We start from the raw sequence: 17,442 nt of genomic DNA, 5'->3' as shown, positions 1-17,442 counted from the left end.
AGCCAGCGTTGAGTACAGTCGACCAGCCGACCATCACGATTGCCGGAGCCACAGCCACAGGCAAATCAGATCTCGCTCTCAACCTAGCCGAGCACCTCGGCGGGGAGATCGTCAACACGGATTCCATGCAGTTCTATCGGGGGATGGACATCGGCACCGCCAAACTCCCGGTCGGACAGCGTCGCGGGATTGCCCACCACCTCATCGACATCCTCGACGTTCGTGAAGAAGCGAATGTGCAGACATTTCAACGACAGGCGCGTGAGGCCATCGCCGACATTCGTGCCAGGGGGAAACGGCCCATCCTTGTGGGCGGGTCAGGACTGTACGCGCGTGCAGCGACCGATCTGATGGAGTTTCCCGGCACCGACGCCGAGGTGCGGGCGCGGATCGAATCGGAGGTCGAAGCCGATCGTTGGGGCAGGCACCGGCATCTGCAGGAGGTCGACCCGGCCGCGGCTGCGAAGATCACCCCCAACGACTCCCGACGCATCGTGCGCGCCCTCGAAGTGATCGAGCTGACCGGACGCCCCTTCAGCGCTCAGCTACCCGACTACCAGGCTATCGAGCCGACTCTCCATCTGGGACTGAGCGTCGAGCGCACGACGCTGCACGCAAGGATTGCGACCCGGGTGGGAACCATGTGGGAGCAGGGATGGGTCGATGAGGTGCGCAATCTCCTCGATTGCGGTCTGGCCGAAGGCAGGACCGCGTCCCGTGCCATCGGATATGCACAGATCCAGCAGTATCTGGCCGGCGAACTCGACAAAGACGCCGCCCAAGAGCAGACGACGATCAGGACTCGGCAGTTCGCCCGCCGACAGGACACGTGGTTTCGCAGAGACCCGCGCATCGCTTGGATCGACGCGACTGCCGGTGACCATGGGGCCAATGCGGCCAAGGCCCTCGAAGTCCTTGCAGACACGACAGCGACCATCGCAGACACGGCAGATCCCGAGAGGTGAATGCATACTGTGCCACGTGCGGGTCTGTCACCGATAGGATGAGACCATGAGTTCCTCCCAGTCACCATTCGCCGACATCGCAGACACCGTCTTCATCAAGGGGCACGGCACACAGAACGACTTCGTCCTCTTGGCCGACGATGACAGCGATCTGGAGATGCATCCGGAGACGATCGCGCTCCTGGCCGATCGTCGGTCGGGACTGGGCAGCGACGGGGTCATCCGCATCGTCCGCTCCGCAAGCAGCGGGATTCCCGGTGCCCAGGAACAGGCCGAGGCCGGAGCCGAATGGTTCATGGACTACTACAACCACGACGGCAGCCTCTCCGAGATGTGCGGCAACGGAGTGCGGGTCTTCGCCCACGTGCTCGTGACGACCGGACGAGTTGCGGCTGACGCCAGAGAGATCCTCGTCGGCACGCGTGATGGCATCAAGACTGTGCGCACTGTCCTCAACCCGGCATTGGGCAAGCAGGCCGGAGACTCCATCGCGACAGCGCCGTCAGCCCCGTCAGCCCCGTCAGCCCCGTCAGCGCGGACGTTGCCCGGCTCCGCAGGCGACGCCTGGTACATGATCGACATGGGCGAGTGGTCTCTCGACGACAGCGATGACGTTCTGGTTTCGACGTCCGGCATCGAAGTACCCCGCCCCGGCATGCGGGTCGAGACAGGAAACCCTCACACCGTGGTCGCACTCGCGGAGTCGGCTGAGCTCGAAAGCGCTGAGCTGCGGGACGCACCCGTCCTCGACCCGGTACCGCCACAGGGGTCGAACATCGAATACATCGTGATGGAACCCGCGCGCAGCGATGTGGCAGGGGGAGAGGGCGCACTGCGCATGAGGGTGTTCGAACGCGGAGTCGGCGAGACTCGATCCTGCGGCACAGGAGCCTGTGCTGCTGCCATCGCCGCGCACCACTGGGCAGGTCCAGCATCGCCTCTGCAATGGCGGGTGGATGTTCCCGGGGGCCAGCTGCGCATCGGCATCACCCCGAATGAGGATGGTACACGCGGCAGCGTCACCCTCTCCGGTCCGGCAGTCCTGGTCGCCAGCGGCACAATCAGCTGACACGCGCCAGCCGCCGATGAACTCCAGCTGGCCACACCGACGCGGCCATCAGTCGCGATCGACGGTGAGGACCCGGTAACCCTTCGATGATCCGGTGCGAACGACGCTGAATCCACTTCCCAGAGTCTCGATGAGCCACTTCTGGAGCGAGTCCGCACCGAGGTTCTTGGACACGACGAGATCGGCACGCCCACCGGGAGCCAGCCGCGGCAGCCAGGTGGTCAGCAGCTCATGCAGAGCCTCCTTGCCAACCCTGATCGGCGGATTCGAACGGATCGCACTGAACTGCAGGTCGGATGGGACCTCTTCGGCGGTGACGGGACGGACCGACTTCAGCCCAAGACGCTTCGCGTTTTTGGAAGTGGCTTCAAGGGATCGGGAATTGACGTCGAGTGCCCACACCCGGACATCGACCTCGGCGTCCTTGGCACTCAGCGCCGCGTCCAAGGAAATGGGGCCCCAGCCGCATCCCAGATCGAGGATGTCACCCGGTTCTGGCACCGGCAGATGTCGCAGCAGAACCGCGGTTCCCAGGTCCAAGCGGGTGGGGGAGAAGGTCCCCGAGACGGTCTCGACCGTGACTTCACGGCCCGCGAGGTCGAGTGTGAGCTCGCGTGTTTTGGCCTCGCTGCTGGGCGATTCGGTGAAATAGTGCTCTGACACCGTTACAGTCTAGACGGCTGTGGGAGAATTGATGGACACCTCTCTGATCCGAGAGGAAACTCTCCGCGCGGCAGCAGTGCCGCAGAGAGTGGAAGCGAACAAAGGAATGAATGACGTCCACTGACAAAGAACGTCGGGACGCGATGCTCGACCGCGTTCTCGCACGAGGCGCCCAGGCGCTGGGCACTAACGAATCAAACGTCGACGATGCCTCGCAGTTCGATCTGGCTGAGAGGGCCGCACTCAAACGAGTCGCTGGCCTATCCACCGAACTCGAAGACATCACTGAGGTCGAATACCGTCAGGTCCGCCTGGAGAAGGTCGTCCTCGCAGGACTGTGGAATACGACGCAGGCCGATGCCGAGAACTCGATCAGGGAGCTCGCCGCCCTCGCAGAGACCGCAGGATCAGAGGTCCTCGACGCGATCATCCAGAGACGTGAGACCCCGGACCCCGGCACCTACCTCGGCAAGGGCAAGGCGGCCGAACTGGCCGAGATCGTTGCCTCCGTGGGTGCTGACACCGTGATCATCGACTCCGAACTCGCGCCCAGCCAACGACGCGGACTCGAAGACGTCATCAAGGTCAAGGTCGTCGATCGTGTTGCTCTCATCCTCGACATCTTCGCTCAGCACGCGAAGTCCCGAGAGGGCAAGGCCCAGGTCGAACTGGCTCAGCTCGAATACCTCCTGCCGCGCCTGCGCGGTTGGGGCGAATCACTGTCCCGACAGGCGGGTGGCCGAGTTGCCGGCGGTGCCGGAATCGGTTCGCGCGGTCCCGGTGAGACGAAGATCGAACTCGACCGTCGTCGGATCAGGGCCAGAATGTCCAAGCTGCGCCGACAGATCACCGGGATGGCCCCGTCGAGGGACACGAAGCGGAAGAACCGCGCCCGCAATCACATCCCCTCGGTGGCAATCGTCGGCTACACCAACGCCGGCAAGTCCTCACTGCTCAACCAGCTCACCGACGCCGAGGTGATGGTCCAGAATGCGCTCTTCGCGACCCTGGATCCGACCGTCAGACAGTCCCGCACCGCTGACGGCATCACCTTCACCTACACAGACACCGTCGGTTTCGTCCGGAACCTTCCGCACCAATTGGTCGAAGCCTTCCGGTCGACATTGGAGGAGGCCTCGGATTCGGATCTGCTTCTGCACATCGTTGATGCCTCGCACCCCGATCCGCACGGACAGATTCACGCCGTCCGGGAAGTGCTGAAAGACGTCGACACGGGAGACATTCCCGAACTCCTCGTCTTCAACAAGGCCGACATCGCCGATGAAGCAGTGGTGACAGGACTCCACGCCGAGTACCCGGAAGCGCGATTCGTCTCCGCTGTGACCACAGAAGGAATCGCTGAGCTCGTCGAAACGATCGAGGCGATGCTGCCCTCGCCGAACATCGACGTCACAGTGCTCGTTCCCTATGAACGGGGCGATCTCGTGTCGAAGATCTATGCCCTGGGCACGGTCGAGCATGAGGAGCACGGTGCCGAGGGAACCGCCATGCAGGCGAAGGTTCCGGCAGAGCTGGCCGCGGAACTCGCCGACTTCCGACGTCCGGACCTGGTCATCGGCGAGTGAGCACCGTCGAAGATCTGCTCGAGTCCGCCGTAGGGGCCATCGGCGGCTCGACCAGGAAAGGTCAGACAGCGATGGCCGAGGCGGTCGCCTCGTCGGTGGACAAGGGCATCCACCTCTTGGTTCAGGCCGGCACGGGCACAGGAAAATCTTTGGCGTACCTGGTGCCCGCGGCCGAGTACTCCAGTCGGACGGGCAAGCGCGTCATCGTGTCCACGGCCACCTTGGCCCTGCAGACACAGATCATCCACAGGGATCTGCCGCGACTGTTCAAGGCAGTCAAGAAGACCCTCGACCCGTTGCCGAGGGCCGCCCTGCTCAAGGGCCGACGCAACTATGTCTGCAAACACAAACTCTCCGGCGGATATCCCGATGAGGGCGAGGGAATGCTCTTCGACCTCGGTGCCGATGCGGAGGCCGGACGAAAGCAGAGCGACCGGTCGGGCCTGGGCGAGGAGATCCAGCGGATTCGGACATGGGAGAAGACCACGGACACCGGAGATCGCGACGATCTGCTGCCGGGAGTCAGCGACAGGGCGTGGTCAGAGGTCTCTGTCAACGCCTTCGACTGCCTCGGGTCGAACTGCCCGCTGTACACGGAATGCTTCGCAGAGCTGGCCCGCAACAACGCGGCCGAGGCCGACATCGTCGTGACCAACCATGCGCTGCTGGCCATCGACGCCTTCGGCGAGAACACGGTGCTGCCCGAGCACGACGTCATCATCATCGACGAGGCCCATGAGCTCAAGGACAGGGTCACGAACGCCCTGTCGGGTCAGATCAACACCAGCATGCTCGCGGCGGCCACAAGCTCTGTGCGCAAGCACACCATCGTTCAGGACGGCGTCGTGGCGCTGCTCGATTCAGCGGCTGCGGCACTCGAACGAGCCCAGAGCGGTGTCGGCGAGGGACTGATCATGAACATGAACGAGGCGCTGTCCCTCGCGCTGGCCCAGATTCGTGACTCCGCTCGCCAGATCATCAACGACATCGGCGGCAAGACCGAAGACTCCGACGCCGGTCGTCAGATGGCCAAGGCCCGCTGTCAGGAGATCTTCGAACTCGCCGAGCGCTTCTGCTCCCCGGGCAAGAACGACGTCGTGTGGCTGTCTCGAAGCACCTTCCGCGAGCGCGAGACCACAAACCTCGTGGTCGCGCCGTTGAGTGTTGCCGGCACCATGCGGTCAGGGATCTTCGAAGAGTCAACGGTGGTGGCCACCTCGGCGACTCTGTCACTGGGTGGCAACTTCGACGCGGTCGCAGCGTCGCTGGGACTGTTCGGTCCCGACGCACCCAAATGGGACAGCCTCGATGTGGGATCACCGTTCGACTATGGCAAGCAGAGCATCCTCTACGTCGCAGCACACCTGCCGCGCCCGGGGCGCAGCGGCCTGAGCGAACAGGCGCTTGATGAGCTTGAGGCACTGGTCACCGCATCGAAGGGCGGTGCGCTGGGGCTGTTCTCCTCACGCGCGGCTGCGAATGCCGCAGCCGAACACCTGAGGGCGAAATCGGACCTTCCGATCCTTCTCCAGGGCGACGACGGACTGCCGTCTCTCGTCTCTCAGTTCACCGCAGATGACCAGGCCTGCCTGTTCGGCACCATGTCACTGTGGCAGGGAGTGGACGTACCGGGCCGGACCAATCGTCTCGTCATCATCGACAGGCTTCCGTTCCCCCGGCCCGATGACCCATTGATGCAGGCAAGGTCGAGAGACGCCGACGATCGGGGAGTCAACGGCTTCATGGCCGTCAGCGCCACTCATGCCGCACTGCGCCTGGCACAGGGCGCGGGCCGCCTGATCCGGTCGACCTCGGACAGGGGAGTTGTCGCGGTCCTTGATTCGCGCCTGCGCTCGGCTCGGTACGGCGGCTATCTGGTGAACTCGATGCCGACGATGTGGCCGACGACGGATTCGGCACTCGTGAAGAGCAGCCTAAAACGTCTGGCAGCAACGGAGAAATGACCGGAGTCTGACACGCACTGTGCCCCGTCCGACAGTACTTGGCTCCGTCTAACAGCACTCGGCTCTATCAGACAGCACTGTGCCCCGTCCGACATCGGACGGGGCACAGTGCGTTGGAACTTCAGCGGTCAAAAGACCTGAGGATCCTCGGGCCCTGGCGGTTATGTCAGAGGCGACGAATGACCGAGACGACGAGACCCATGATCTGGGCATAGGTGCCGTCGATCGGTTCGTAGTCCTTGTTGTGGGGAAGCAGCCACTGCTGCCCGGCCTTGCGCTTGAGGGTCTTCACGGTCGCCTCGCCATCGAGCAGCGCCGCGACGATCTGACCGTTGTCGGCGGTGTGCTGTTTGCGCACGACCACCCAGTCATCGTGACAGATGGCTGCGTCGATCATCGAGTCACCGACGACCTTGAGCAGGAACATGTCACCCGAGCCCACGACCTGTGTCGGCAGAGAGAAGACGTCGTCGATCTCCTGTTCGGCCAGAATGGGCCCGCCTGCGGCGATGCGACCGACGACAGGAACCTGAACGGTGTTGTTGGCCAGCTCCTCGTACTTGGCGCGCTCTGCCTCTTCCTCTTCGAAGGGATTGACCACTTCTATGGCACGCGGGCGCTTCGGGTCTCGGCGGACATAGCCGAGACGTTCGAGCTGGGAGAGTTGGTGGGCCACGCTGGAGAGTGAGGCGAGTCCGGCGGCTTTGCCGATCTCACGCATGCTCGGCGGGTAGCCGTTGGTGACGACTGCGCGTTCGATGGTCTCGAGGACCAGTCGCTGTCGCGGGGTCAGACGGAAATCGCCCTCGCCGGTGGAGCCTTCCGGAATCGACACGTCCTCGTCATCGCTGCGGGCGGCCGCGATCTCGCTGGCGACGTCCTCATTGCGGGGACGGCCCCTCCCTCGTTTGTTCTGAACCATTGCTCGTTCCCCTTCGTTCTATTCCCGCCGGCCTCACCGCTGGATCCTCACGTCGAGAATTCTCGTGTCAGTGCCGCCTGAGATGGTTCTTTCAGATCAATCAACAACGCTGGTTCTCTCTCATTGTCGCATAAATGTTCGAGTTGGACTGGACATATGTTCGATTGGCATGTTGAATAGAACAGACGTTCTACCTATTACGGGTGGAATCGTACGAAGGGAAGAGGTTAAGCGATGTCTGCACAGAACCAGGAACTGCGTTTCACTGCTCGTGGACGCCAGGCGATGCGCCTGCTTCGGACCATGGTGTGCGCTCTCGTCATCATCGGCGGAGCATTCTTCGTCGCCACACAGTCGTTCTCGGCCGCCGCCGGAGCAGAGACAGAGGACATCGGAATCGACACCGAGGCGGTCGTCGTCGGCGAAGGTGAGTCGCTGTGGGCCGTCGCGTCGAACCTCGGAATCGAACGCGACACTCGCGATGTCGTGTCCGAGATCGTGGAGATCAACCATCTGTCCTCGCCTGTGGTGCACCCGGGTCAGACCCTGGATGTGCCCCGACGCTAGACTGATGCGGTGGGAAATAACGAGTCTTTGCCAGTGCGTTCGGACCTAGTCGGCCTCAAGCCCTACGGGGCTCCGCACCTGGATGTGCCGGTGCAGCTGAACGTAAACGAGAACGCCTATCCGATTCCGGGCGTGGTCGTCGAAAGCATGCGGTCGGCAGTCGACGGTCACTTCGCCGGACTCAACCGCTACCCCGACCGTGAGTTCGAGGACCTGCGCGAACATCTGGTCACCTATCTGCACGGAGTCAACGACCGAGCCGGTCAGACCGTCGAACTCAGTCCCGACATGATCTGGGCGGCAAACGGATCGAACGAAGTCCTCTCCCATATCGTGCAGGCTTTCGGAGGACCGGGTCGCACGGTCCTTGGATTCACTCCCAGCTACTCCATGCACCCCCTGATCACTACGGGCACCGGTGCCACCTGGCAGTCCTCGGCGCGCAGCGACGACTTCACGCTTGATGCAGAAACCGTCGGCGCCGAGGTTGCCGAAGCCGATCCAGACATCGTCTTCCTGTGCACACCGAATAATCCGACAGGAACATCGATCGGTCTCGACGTCATCGAGGCCGCCTACGACAACTGCTCGGGCATCGTCATCGTCGATGAGGCCTACGCCGAGTTCTCCAGGCCCGCACGAGCCTCGGCGATGACGCTTCTGGAAGGTCGTCCCCGTCTGGTCGTATCGCGGACGATGAGCAAGGCCTTCGCCTGCGCAGGTCTGCGCCTGGGCTACGCGATCGCGGCCCCGGAGCTCATCGATGTCCTGCGCCTGGTGCGTCTGCCCTACCACCTCTCGGAAATCACCCAGGTGCTGGCCTGCACCGCTTTGGAACACGCAGACGTCCTCCTGGAGAACGTGGACCGGCTCATCGACGCTCGCGACCGAATCTCGGAACACCTGAGCAACGCCGGGTTCAGGGTCTATCCCAGCGATTCGAACTTCGTCCTGTTCGGCAACATCGCCTCACCGCATGAACTGTGGCAGAAGCTGCTTGATCGCGGAATACTCATCCGCGACATCAGCATCGACCACCACGCACGGGTCAATGCCGGCACTGAGGAGGAGACCACCGCGTTCCTCACCGCAGTCGACGAGATCCTGGCAGCCGACCCCGGCATTCTGCTGTCCTCCAACTGAGGCGACTTCGCTGAGATGCGCACGCTGAGTCACACCACTTCGCTCGAGTCGGGGGACAATGGTCCTCAGGCGGCACCCACCCTTCCTACGAAAGGCCATTCATGAGGCAGGCACAACGCTCCCGTACGACCTCGGAATCCTCGGTCACCGTTTCCATCAACCTCGACGGAACCGGTCAGTCCGACATCTCGACGAGTGTTCCCTTCTTCGACCACATGCTCACAGCACTGTCGAAGCACTCACTCATCGATATGGAGATCAAGGCCGACGGCGATACACACATCGACGTCCACCACACGGTTGAGGACACCTCAATCGTCCTGGGCCAGGCATTGAGCGAAGCACTGGGCGACAAGTCCGGCATCCGCCGCTACGGGCTGGCCGCCGTCCCACTGGACGAGGCTCTGGCCCGCTGCGTCGTCGACGTGGCCGGTCGCCCGTACTTCGTACACGAAGGAGAACCCGAGGGCCAGCAGTACCACCTCATCGGCGGACACTTCACAGGATCGATGACCTCGCACTCCCTCGAATCCATTGCCTTCCACGCCGGCCTCACCGTGCACCTCGACCTGCTGCGTGGCCGGGATCCTCACCACATCGTCGAAGCCGAGTTCAAAGCCTTCGCCCGGGCTCTGCGTGAGGCAGTCGAACCCGATGAGCGCAATAGCTCGGTACCCAGCACGAAGGGAGTCCTGTGAGCACCACCGTCATCGTGACGCCGTTCGGAGTTGCCGAGCAGCTGGCCGCTGCATGCGTACTCTCGAACATCAAGGGAACCATTGTTCCCATCGGGGACTTCACCGGGATCGTCTTGGCCGACACCGATGTCCAGGCGGGCAACGAGGCGGCCGCGGCGATCTCGAAACTCTCCGGCAAGCATGAGGTCCTCCTCTTGGCCCGCAGTGAGGAGCAGATCGATGCCGGTCACTTCCGCCACGGTGCCCGCGAATCGGATGTGCCGGCAGGTTTGGCGCTGAAGAACCTTCCGGACGTCCTCGAGCAGCTCCTGCTCGAAATCGTGTCAGCCGACGAGGTCGAGGGCAATATTCCCACCTCTTCCATGACGAAGCTGCAGGCCAGTGCCGCCACGATGTCTCCTGGCCGGGCCGCCGTGGCCCGGACGGCACTGCTGTGGATCGTCGCGGCAGTACTCGCCGGACTCATCACCGCCTTCGGCATCACGATCGGGCTCAGCGGGAACACCATGGCCTGGGTGGTCGCCGCCTTCGGCGCGATCGTCCTCGGCTTCTCCCTGTGGAGGATCTACAGCGTCCTGACCAAGGGAGCGAAGAGATGAGCACGGTGGCTGTCCTCGACTATGGGGCAGGAAACGTCCGCTCAGCTGTCCGCGCGGTGGAAGCGGCCGGTGCCGAAGTCGTGCTCACAGCAGACCGTGCCATGATCGATGACGCAGACGGATTGCTCGTTCCCGGCGTCGGCGCCTATTCGGCAGTGATGGCCGGACTGAGGCGAGTCGGCGGGGATGATCTCATCCGCTCGTGGCACGGAAGCCAGCGGCCTCTGCTCGGCATCTGCGTGGGGCTGCAGGTCTTCTTCGCCCGCGGAGCGGAGCACGGGGTGAAGACGGAAGGCATCGGACTGTGGCCCGGCGCCGTCACCGCGCTCGAGGCTCCGGTCGTTCCACATATGGGATGGTCGCAGGTCAGCGCACCGAGGTCCTCACAGATGTTCGACGGTGTGGCCGAGGAGCGTTTCTACTTCGTCCACTCATATGCGGCCACCGACACTCCACCCAACACCATGGTGACCACAGCAACCCATGGCAGCAGATTCATCGCCGCCGTCGAGGACGGCACCACGTGGGCAGCCCAGTTCCACCCCGAGAAGTCATCCGATGCGGGCGCGCGTCTGCTGCGCAACTGGGTCGGCACTTTCCCCGGAGCGGGCGCGACTCGCCACTAGGATTGTCCGAACCCTCTGGTTTCACCTGTTCCAATCTGTTCACATCAGTCTCGACAGCCTCTTGAGAAAGGTCACAATGACTCAAACCCCCAACAAGTTGGTCCTCCTTCCCGCCGTTGACGTCGCCGATGGCAAAGCCGTTCGCCTCGTCCAGGGTGAAGCCGGCACGGAGACCGATTACGGTTCTCCCATCGACGCGGCCCAGGACTTCGAAAGCCGCGGAGCTGAGTGGATCCACCTCGTTGACCTCGACGCCGCATTCGGTCGCGGATCGAACTCGGATCTGCTCAACCAGGTCGTCAAGGCTGTCGGCATCAAGGTCGAGCTCTCCGGCGGCATCCGCGACACCGAGAGCCTCGAGCGCGCACTGGACACCGGTGCTGAGCGGGTGAACATCGGCACTGCCGCGTTGGAGAACCCGGACTGGACCGCCGACATGATCTCTCGTTTCGGCGATCAGGTCGCCATCGGTCTCGATGTGCGCGGAACAACTCTCGCAGCCCGCGGCTGGACCAAGGACGGGGGAGACCTCTACGAGGTTCTCTCGACTCTTGAGAAGGCAGGCTGCGCCCGATATGTCGTCACCGACGTCCGCAAGGACGGCACGCTGCAGGGACCCAATGTGGAGCTGCTGAAGTCTCTGGCAGAGAAGACGGATAAGCCGATCGTGGCATCGGGCGGAGTCTCAAGCCTCGACGATCTGCGCAACCTGCGCGAGCTGGTTCCCTTCGGTGTGGACTCGGCTATCGTGGGCAAGGCCCTTTACGCCGGAAAGTTCACTTTGGAAGAAGCCCTCGAAGTCGCTGGAGGCTGAAGAAGTGACATCGGATCCGGACGATCGGTCCCAGTCGCCGGAGAGGCATCAAACATCCGGCCACTCCGACTCGGCGGGAGTGTCATGGTCGGGGCGCGATCTGCGCCCGAATCCGTTCTCGGGCGACTCGGGACTGGCCGATGCCGGGCTCCTCGAGGCCCTCACCTCGGTGAGCCGGAACCCCCTGGATCCGAATCTGCACCGCAACGTCGTCACCGCCCTGTCGGAGGCGCGTCTCTATGCCCCGATCGTTCCGATGGCTGTCGACCAGGAGGTCGGCGAGAGCGGGCTGATGGTCGACAACTCCTCGGAGATGGCGATGGTCCGGCTGCAGGCCGAGGACGGACGCGAATGCACCCCCGGATTCTGCTCGATCCCTCCGCTGACAGCATGGCATCGCGACGCTCGGCCCGTGCCGATCGAATCGGAGCGGCTCGTCCTCGGGGCGATCGAAGCCGATTCTCAGCTCGTCGTCCTCGACCCGGGAGCCGAGACCTCGTTCCTGCTGCGTCGCCCCGCGATGTTCGCGTTCGTTCAGGGCGGTGAGTGGACCCCGGCCTGGGCCGACGCCGAGGTGGGGCAGGCGCTCGTCGCCATCGCCGAACAGTTTCCGTGGGTGGCTCAGATCAGTCTCAGCCCCGGCAGTGCACGCGTGCACGTCGAGGGGCCGGAGGTCGGCATCAGGCTGGGTGTGCGCTCCCAGGTTCCGGCCGAGGAGATGAAGCGGTTCCAGGCGGCGCTGGCCGCCGATGCGACCATCGTCGAGCGAGTGGATTCGATGGCGCTCCAGCTCGCCGAGTCCTGAGCGTTCGCGTCGACACGCCCGTGCCGTTCGGTCGGGTACCAGATAGCGGGAAAAGGCATGTGCGCTTGCCCCTCATCTTCTATGCTTGGTCCCCATGAACCCGATGCGCGACCTGAGTCGTCCCACCGTCCCCGACGAGAGCTACGTCGACGAGATCGCTGCCGAGACCCGTGCCCGCGCCGAGCAGGTGGGAGCCTGGACCTCAGCGTGCTCCGGAGCCCCTGCAACGAGTGCAGCCAGCATCGCAGCCGGGCTCGCGGAGGCGAAGCCGGAACTCGACGGACTGCTCCACACGATCCATTCCCTGGCAGAGACCGCCTACGACGAACACGAATCCGTCGCCGCCATCGCCGCAGTGCTGCGTGATCGTGGAATCGAGGTCGAGACCGGGCTCTTCGGCGTCGAGACCACCCTGCGGGCCACCACAGGTTCCGGGCAGGGACGCACGATCGCGATCCTCGCTGAATACGACGCCTTGCCCGAGATCGGCCACGCCTGTGGGCACAACCTCATCGCCACCTCGGCGGTGGGAGCATTCCTTGCCCTTCACTCCCTCTGCGAGCAGGATCCTGGAGCAGTTCCCGGCACGGTGGTGCTGCTGGGCACGCCCGCGGAGGAGGGGCATTCCGGCAAGGAGGTCATGGCTCGCCAGGGTGCCTTCGAAGGCATAGACGCGGCCATCATGGTCCACGGCTACGGGTACGACTGTGCAGATCAGGTGTGGTTGGGCAGGCGGCTGCTCGAGGTCACCTATACGGGAGTCGCCGCCCACGCCTCGGCGCAGCCGTTCATGGGCCGCAACGCACTCGACGCTGCCAATCTCTTCTACCAAGGGCTGGGGCTGATCCGGCAGCAGATGCCGCCGATCTCTCGACTGCACGCCGTCATCGCCGAAGGCGGGACCAGACCCTCGATCATCACCGAATCGGCCACCGTTCAGTGCTATGTGCGGTCGAAGTTCCCAGCCACGCTCAAGGAGCTCTCGGAGCGCGTCGAGGATGCGGCGAAGGGAGCGGCGCTCATGACCGGAACCGGGGTCGAGGTGACATGGGATGAGCATCCGCCCTCGCTGCCGGTGCGCTCGAACTCCGCGCTGACCCAGCGGTGGGCGGTGCACGAGGAGACGCAGGGGCGAACACCTTTGCCAGGTGGAGTGCTCGATGAGTCGATCGCAGCGTCGACCGACTTCGGCAATGTCTCCTACCGGATACCGGGCATCCACCCACTCATCAAGACCGCCGACGCCGAGGTGGCGCTGCACACCCGCGAGTTCGCGGCCGCCTCGATCACACCTGCTGCTGAAGATGCCGCCCATGATGCCGGATATGGACTGGCGTGTACTGCGTTGGACTTCCTCGTCGACGATGCACTGGCCGCCGAGGCGGTTGCGGAATTCGAGCGTGACGGAGGAGCGGTAGACGTGGAGAACTACTTCAACTAGATACAGAACGACTTCAACCAGATAAAGGAAGACACATGTCAACGACGACATCAGCGAAAGTCGGTATCGGCCAGCGTCTGCTGGACGGGATCGAACGGCTGGGGAACAAACTGCCCGAGCCGTTCACCCTCTTCCTCGGTCTGTTCCTCATCACGGGAGCGATCTCAACCGGCATGGCCATAGCCGACGTGTCGGTTGAGATTCCCGGCAGCGATGAGACCGTGGCGATCAAGGGACTGTTCACCGGGGAAGGCATGTCGTGGCTGACGACGACGATGGGCGACAACTACATCGGCTTCCCCCCGCTGGCGACCGTACTGCCGATCCTCCTGGCGGTGGGCGTGGCCGAGAAGTCGGGGATGCTCGCCGCGGCCGTGCGGATCGCCTTCGGCAAGAGCCCTCGCTGGCTGCTGCCCTACGCCGTCGGATTCGTCGGCGTCGTCGGGTCGATTATGGCCGATTCGGCCTTCATCATCATCCCGCCCCTGGCTGCGCTCGTGTTCAAGGCCGCCGGGCGGCACCCGATGGCCGGGCTCATCGGCGGATTCGCCGCCACCGGGGCCGGGTATTCGACCTCGATCGTGCCGACGAGCCTCGATGCACTGTTCGCCGGCATCACCACCTCGGTGATGGGGACGTTGCCCGACACGGACTATTCGGCCGTCAACCCGGTGTCGAACTACTTCTTCAATATCGTCGCTTCGATCGTGCTGGCGGTCATCGCCGGTTTCATCATCGACAAGCTCATCGAACCGAACATGGTTCGAAAGGGCGTTCCGCGCGAATACGCGGATGCCAAGGGTTCAGGCCTGGCCAAGGAATACCAGGCGAAGGACAACCCCTACGGTGAGAACTCCGTGTCCGCCGAAGAGGTCGAGGAATCTCAGAAGGAGGTCAAGGCCGAACTGGAGCCTGAGGAGAAGAAGGGGCTGCTGTGGGCAGTGGGCTCCGCGCTGCTGCTGACGGCGGTGGTGCTCTTCGCCGTGCTCATCCCTGATTCGCCGTGGCGCAACGAGGACGGCGGCTTTCTGCCGAAGTCGCCCCTGCTGTCATCGATCGTCTTCATCGTCTTCGCCTACTTCATGCTCATGGGCGTGGTCTACGGCTTCGTCGTGCGTACCGTGCGGTCGATGAACGACCTGGTGAGGATGATGAGCCAGTCGATCATCGACATGATGTCCTTTCTCATCCTCGCGTTCATCCTCGGCCAGTTCATCGCCCTGTTCAACTGGACAGGGATCGGATCCTGGATCGCGGTCGCCGGTGCCTCCGGTCTCGAAGCCATCGGACTCACCGGATTCGCCGCGGTCCTCGGCTTCATGCTGCTGGCCAGCGTGCTCAACCTCTTCATCGTCTCCGGTTCGTCGATGTGGACGCTCATGGCCGCGGTGTTCGTTCCGCTGTTCGCGCTGCTCGGCTATGAGCCGGCGTTCATCCAGGCCGGGTTCCGCGTCGGAGACTCTGCCACCCAGGTCATCACCCCGCTCAACCCGTACATGATCGTGCTGCTGGGACTCGTGCGCCGGTATGAACCCAATGCCGGGCTCGGGACGATCATCTCGCGGATGTTCCCGTTCGTCATCCCATTCTGGCTCGCCTGGGCGGCGCTGCTGGCGATCTGGTTCTTCTTCGACCTGCCGCTGGGTCCCGGTAACGGCATCTTCCTCAAGTAGGACGTCGGGGAAGGGCGGACCGTCGGAGCTCGGCGCGTGCCGATCTCCCACGTGCCCGGCCCAGGCCGAGGTGACTTCAGAGCATCTGCTTCACGCCTTCGCGCCAGTCGGTCGCGCCGAGATCCTCAGCGAATGCCCCTGACTCGATGACGCAGGTGGAGTACCAGATCGGGGCGAGCTGGTTGAGTTCGTACATTGAGCGTTCGACGATCCCGGCGACGCGAGTCGTCCAGCGGGGGAGGGAGAGTGGCGCTCTCGGCTTCGTGCCCAGATGCTCGTGAGTGAACTTCGCGATCTCGGCGAGAGTCGGATTCGACGAGGGGGCGATGAGGAGGCGATGCGTCCCCGCGGGGACGTCTTCGAGCAGCTGTCCCGCACGGATCATCGCGGCAGCGAGGTCTTCGATCACGGTGATGCCGTGGGCGACATCGGAGCGTGCGGGCACGATGGCCCGACGTCCTTTGGAGATCGGATCGGTGATGCACATCTTCACTACAGAGGACATCGGCTGCGCGCTGCGACCGAGCAGATCCCCGGCAACGACGCTCGCCGAGGTGGCCGGGTGTTCCAGCCTCGCCTCCATGAGCTGCTGCCTGATCCGTCCCTTCTCTTCAACAGGAGCAAATGGAGAGGACTCCGTCACCGGACTGGGGAGGCCGGCGAACGCGTAGACCGATTCGGGGAAGATGACCGGAATGCCCAGTTCCGCGGCGACATCCATGATCGTCTTCTCCAGCTGCGGTAGAACCTGTGCCCAGACTCGGCTGTCATAGGGGGCATGAACGCAGGCGAAGATGACATCGCAGCCTGCAGCGGCCTCGAGCAGCTGCGCAGGGTCGGATGCGTCTGCGCGAACACGGGCGATCGTGGCGTGGTCGGCTCGGTCGGCGTGGTCGGCTCGGTTGGCGGTATCGGCGTGCGCGGGCTCTGCCGATCCTGGGCCGGTTGCGGCGGTAACCGGGACGGCAGCTGGAGCCGAACGGGTTGCGACTGCAACGTGTACTCCCGCCGCCGTGAGTTGGGAGGCGATCTCGCTGCCGATCTGTCCATAGCCGATGACGAGTGCAGATTTCATGATGGTTGTCCTTCGCAGTTTCGTGATGTCGTGATGCCGTGCGGATCGGCGAGTCCTTCGGTGAACGAGAGCACTGCTCTCTGGAATCAGAATAGGCCGCCGCTCGCACAAGTGCAAGAGCAGTGCTCACTATTGTTATCTTTGCTCTCTCGTTCTAGGGTGAAGGCATGATGAACTCGACTCCGCGCCAGCGGGCCCGGCTGGAAACTGAAGCGCAGATCACCCGGATCGGGAACCGAATGCTTGATGACGACGGTCTCGATGGAGTTTCGCTTCGGGCCATCGCACGGGAACTCGGAATCGTCTCAAGCGCCATCTATCGGTACGTGAAGAACCGCGACGAACTGCTGACCATACTCATCCGCGACGCATTCACCTCGATCGCCGATGACGTGGACGAAGCTCTCGAACACGACACATCTGTTCTCACCGTCGGTGTGACGATGCTGGCTTGGTCGCGCAGGCATCCCAACCGGTGGGCGCTCATCTATGGCACGCCCGTCCCTGACTACCAGGCGCCGCGGGACGAGACAGTGGTGCCGGGGACCAGGATCATGGTGACGCTGACGACCCTGCTCTCACAGGCCTCTGTGCATGGGAACCCCAACTCTCAGGTACCGCCGGCTCATGCATTGGACGTGCTGCGTGAAGGACTGCGAGAACTGGGACTGGAGCCAGACGATCAGGTGATTATGCGCACTGTGACCGTGTGGGCTGCGATCATCGGCCTCATCAACGCACTGCGATTCGGACAGTTCGGCCCCGGGATCGAACCAGTCGAAGATGAACTGATGCAGGGGCTCGTGTCGACGCTCGGATATTGAGTGGGAGA

At 63.5% G+C, this 17,442-nt stretch carries 17 protein-coding genes; 14 read left to right on the top strand and 3 right to left on the bottom strand.

Going from position 1 to position 17,442, the window contains the following annotated elements; genetic code table 11:
• The first annotated feature begins 8 nt into the window (after positions 1-8).
• The gene (miaA, locus tag HX613_RS12875) at positions 9-965 is read left to right on the top strand and encodes a tRNA (adenosine(37)-N6)-dimethylallyltransferase MiaA (RefSeq protein ID WP_235345694.1); all 957 of its coding nucleotides are present in this window, start codon (positions 9-11) and stop codon (positions 963-965) included.
• Positions 966-1,011: 46 nt separating this feature from the next.
• Positions 1,012-2,034 carry a diaminopimelate epimerase gene (locus HX613_RS12870; protein ID WP_235345693.1) on the top strand — a complete coding sequence of 341 codons (1,023 nt, stop codon included), beginning with the start codon at positions 1,012-1,014 and terminating at the stop codon, positions 2,032-2,034.
• 48 nt (positions 2,035-2,082) lie between these two features.
• Here the strand turns inward: HX613_RS12870 and HX613_RS12865 are convergent, their stop codons facing one another.
• Positions 2,083-2,697: a class I SAM-dependent methyltransferase gene (locus HX613_RS12865; RefSeq protein WP_235345692.1), complete on the bottom strand. Its 615-nt coding sequence runs from the start codon at positions 2,695-2,697 to the stop codon at positions 2,083-2,085.
• Between the two features lie 110 nt (positions 2,698-2,807).
• Between HX613_RS12865 and hflX the strand changes: the two genes are divergently transcribed.
• Complete coding sequence (gene hflX, locus HX613_RS12860; protein ID WP_235345691.1) at positions 2,808-4,283, top strand: GTPase HflX; 1,476 nt, start codon at positions 2,808-2,810, stop codon at positions 4,281-4,283.
• Positions 4,280-6,247 carry an ATP-dependent DNA helicase gene (locus tag HX613_RS12855; RefSeq protein WP_235345690.1) on the top strand — a complete coding sequence of 656 codons (1,968 nt, stop codon included), beginning with the start codon at positions 4,280-4,282 and terminating at the stop codon, positions 6,245-6,247. The genes hflX and HX613_RS12855 overlap by 4 nt, the downstream gene beginning before the upstream one ends.
• A 166-nt stretch (positions 6,248-6,413) precedes the next feature.
• Here HX613_RS12855 and lexA read toward each other — a convergent pair whose 3' ends face one another.
• A complete protein-coding gene (lexA, locus tag HX613_RS12850) occupies positions 6,414-7,169 on the bottom strand; it encodes a transcriptional repressor LexA (protein WP_235345689.1) in 756 nt (251 codons plus the stop codon).
• Between the two features lie 234 nt (positions 7,170-7,403).
• Between lexA and HX613_RS12845 the strand changes: the two genes are divergently transcribed.
• The 9 genes from HX613_RS12845 to HX613_RS12805 all read left to right on the top strand — a co-directional run bounded on the left by HX613_RS12845 (position 7,404) and on the right by HX613_RS12805 (position 15,535).
• Entirely contained in the window at positions 7,404-7,736 is a 333-nt protein-coding gene (locus HX613_RS12845) for a LysM peptidoglycan-binding domain-containing protein (protein ID WP_235345688.1), read from the top strand.
• A 9-nt stretch (positions 7,737-7,745) separates the two neighbouring features.
• Positions 7,746-8,879, top strand: coding sequence for a histidinol-phosphate transaminase (locus HX613_RS12840; protein WP_235345687.1), 1,134 nt, complete (start codon positions 7,746-7,748; stop codon positions 8,877-8,879).
• 101 nt (positions 8,880-8,980) lie between these two features.
• Positions 8,981-9,577 carry an imidazoleglycerol-phosphate dehydratase HisB gene (hisB, locus tag HX613_RS12835; RefSeq protein WP_235345686.1) on the top strand — a complete coding sequence of 199 codons (597 nt, stop codon included), beginning with the start codon at positions 8,981-8,983 and terminating at the stop codon, positions 9,575-9,577.
• Entirely contained in the window at positions 9,574-10,176 is a 603-nt protein-coding gene (locus HX613_RS12830) for a hypothetical protein (RefSeq protein ID WP_235345685.1), read from the top strand. The genes hisB and HX613_RS12830 overlap by 4 nt, the downstream gene beginning before the upstream one ends.
• Positions 10,173-10,802, top strand: coding sequence for an imidazole glycerol phosphate synthase subunit HisH (gene hisH, locus HX613_RS12825; RefSeq protein ID WP_235345684.1), 630 nt, complete (start codon positions 10,173-10,175; stop codon positions 10,800-10,802). The genes HX613_RS12830 and hisH overlap by 4 nt, the downstream gene beginning before the upstream one ends.
• A 76-nt stretch (positions 10,803-10,878) precedes the next feature.
• A complete protein-coding gene (gene priA, locus HX613_RS12820; protein WP_204232399.1) occupies positions 10,879-11,616 on the top strand; it encodes a bifunctional 1-(5-phosphoribosyl)-5-((5-phosphoribosylamino)methylideneamino)imidazole-4-carboxamide isomerase/phosphoribosylanthranilate isomerase PriA in 738 nt (245 codons plus the stop codon).
• Positions 11,617-11,620: 4 nt separating this feature from the next.
• On the top strand, positions 11,621-12,421 hold the full coding sequence (locus HX613_RS12815; RefSeq protein WP_235345683.1) for an SseB family protein: 801 nt from the start codon (positions 11,621-11,623) through the stop codon (positions 12,419-12,421).
• A 94-nt stretch (positions 12,422-12,515) separates the two neighbouring features.
• Entirely contained in the window at positions 12,516-13,862 is a 1,347-nt protein-coding gene (locus HX613_RS12810) for a M20 family metallopeptidase (protein ID WP_235345682.1), read from the top strand.
• Between the two features lie 35 nt (positions 13,863-13,897).
• Positions 13,898-15,535, top strand: coding sequence for an AbgT family transporter (locus HX613_RS12805; RefSeq protein WP_235345681.1), 1,638 nt, complete (start codon positions 13,898-13,900; stop codon positions 15,533-15,535).
• Positions 15,536-15,611: 76 nt separating this feature from the next.
• Here HX613_RS12805 and HX613_RS12800 read toward each other — a convergent pair whose 3' ends face one another.
• Positions 15,612-16,610 carry an NmrA family NAD(P)-binding protein gene (locus HX613_RS12800; RefSeq protein ID WP_235345680.1) on the bottom strand — a complete coding sequence of 333 codons (999 nt, stop codon included), beginning with the start codon at positions 16,608-16,610 and terminating at the stop codon, positions 15,612-15,614.
• Positions 16,611-16,777: 167 nt separating this feature from the next.
• Between HX613_RS12800 and HX613_RS12795 the strand changes: the two genes are divergently transcribed.
• Complete coding sequence (locus HX613_RS12795) at positions 16,778-17,434, top strand: TetR/AcrR family transcriptional regulator (RefSeq protein ID WP_235345679.1); 657 nt, start codon at positions 16,778-16,780, stop codon at positions 17,432-17,434.
• Positions 17,435-17,442 lie beyond the last annotated feature (8 nt).

The sequence above is a fragment of the Brevibacterium sp. UCMA 11754 genome (assembly GCF_021532275.1).
In the GTDB taxonomy this organism is placed as follows: Bacteria; Actinomycetota; Actinomycetes; order Actinomycetales; family Brevibacteriaceae; genus Brevibacterium.
This window is presented reverse-complemented; position numbering and strand designations above follow the sequence as displayed.

Coding starts and splice junctions, on each gene's coding strand:
- HX613_RS12870 (WP_235345693.1), top strand. CDS start 1,012: ATGAGTTCCTCCCAGTCACCATTCGCCGACATCGCAGACACCGTCTTC.
- hflX (WP_235345691.1), top strand. CDS start 2,808: ATGACGTCCACTGACAAAGAACGTCGGGACGCGATGCTCGACCGCGTT.
- lexA (WP_235345689.1), bottom strand. CDS start 7,169: ATGGTTCAGAACAAACGAGGGAGGGGCCGTCCCCGCAATGAGGACGTC.
- HX613_RS12845 (WP_235345688.1), top strand. CDS start 7,404: ATGTCTGCACAGAACCAGGAACTGCGTTTCACTGCTCGTGGACGCCAG.
- hisB (WP_235345686.1), top strand. CDS start 8,981: ATGAGGCAGGCACAACGCTCCCGTACGACCTCGGAATCCTCGGTCACC.
- hisH (WP_235345684.1), top strand. CDS start 10,173: ATGAGCACGGTGGCTGTCCTCGACTATGGGGCAGGAAACGTCCGCTCA.
- priA (WP_204232399.1), top strand. CDS start 10,879: ATGACTCAAACCCCCAACAAGTTGGTCCTCCTTCCCGCCGTTGACGTC.
- HX613_RS12810 (WP_235345682.1), top strand. CDS start 12,516: ATGAACCCGATGCGCGACCTGAGTCGTCCCACCGTCCCCGACGAGAGC.
- HX613_RS12805 (WP_235345681.1), top strand. CDS start 13,898: ATGTCAACGACGACATCAGCGAAAGTCGGTATCGGCCAGCGTCTGCTG.
- HX613_RS12800 (WP_235345680.1), bottom strand. CDS start 16,610: ATGAAATCTGCACTCGTCATCGGCTATGGACAGATCGGCAGCGAGATC.
- HX613_RS12795 (WP_235345679.1), top strand. CDS start 16,778: ATGATGAACTCGACTCCGCGCCAGCGGGCCCGGCTGGAAACTGAAGCG.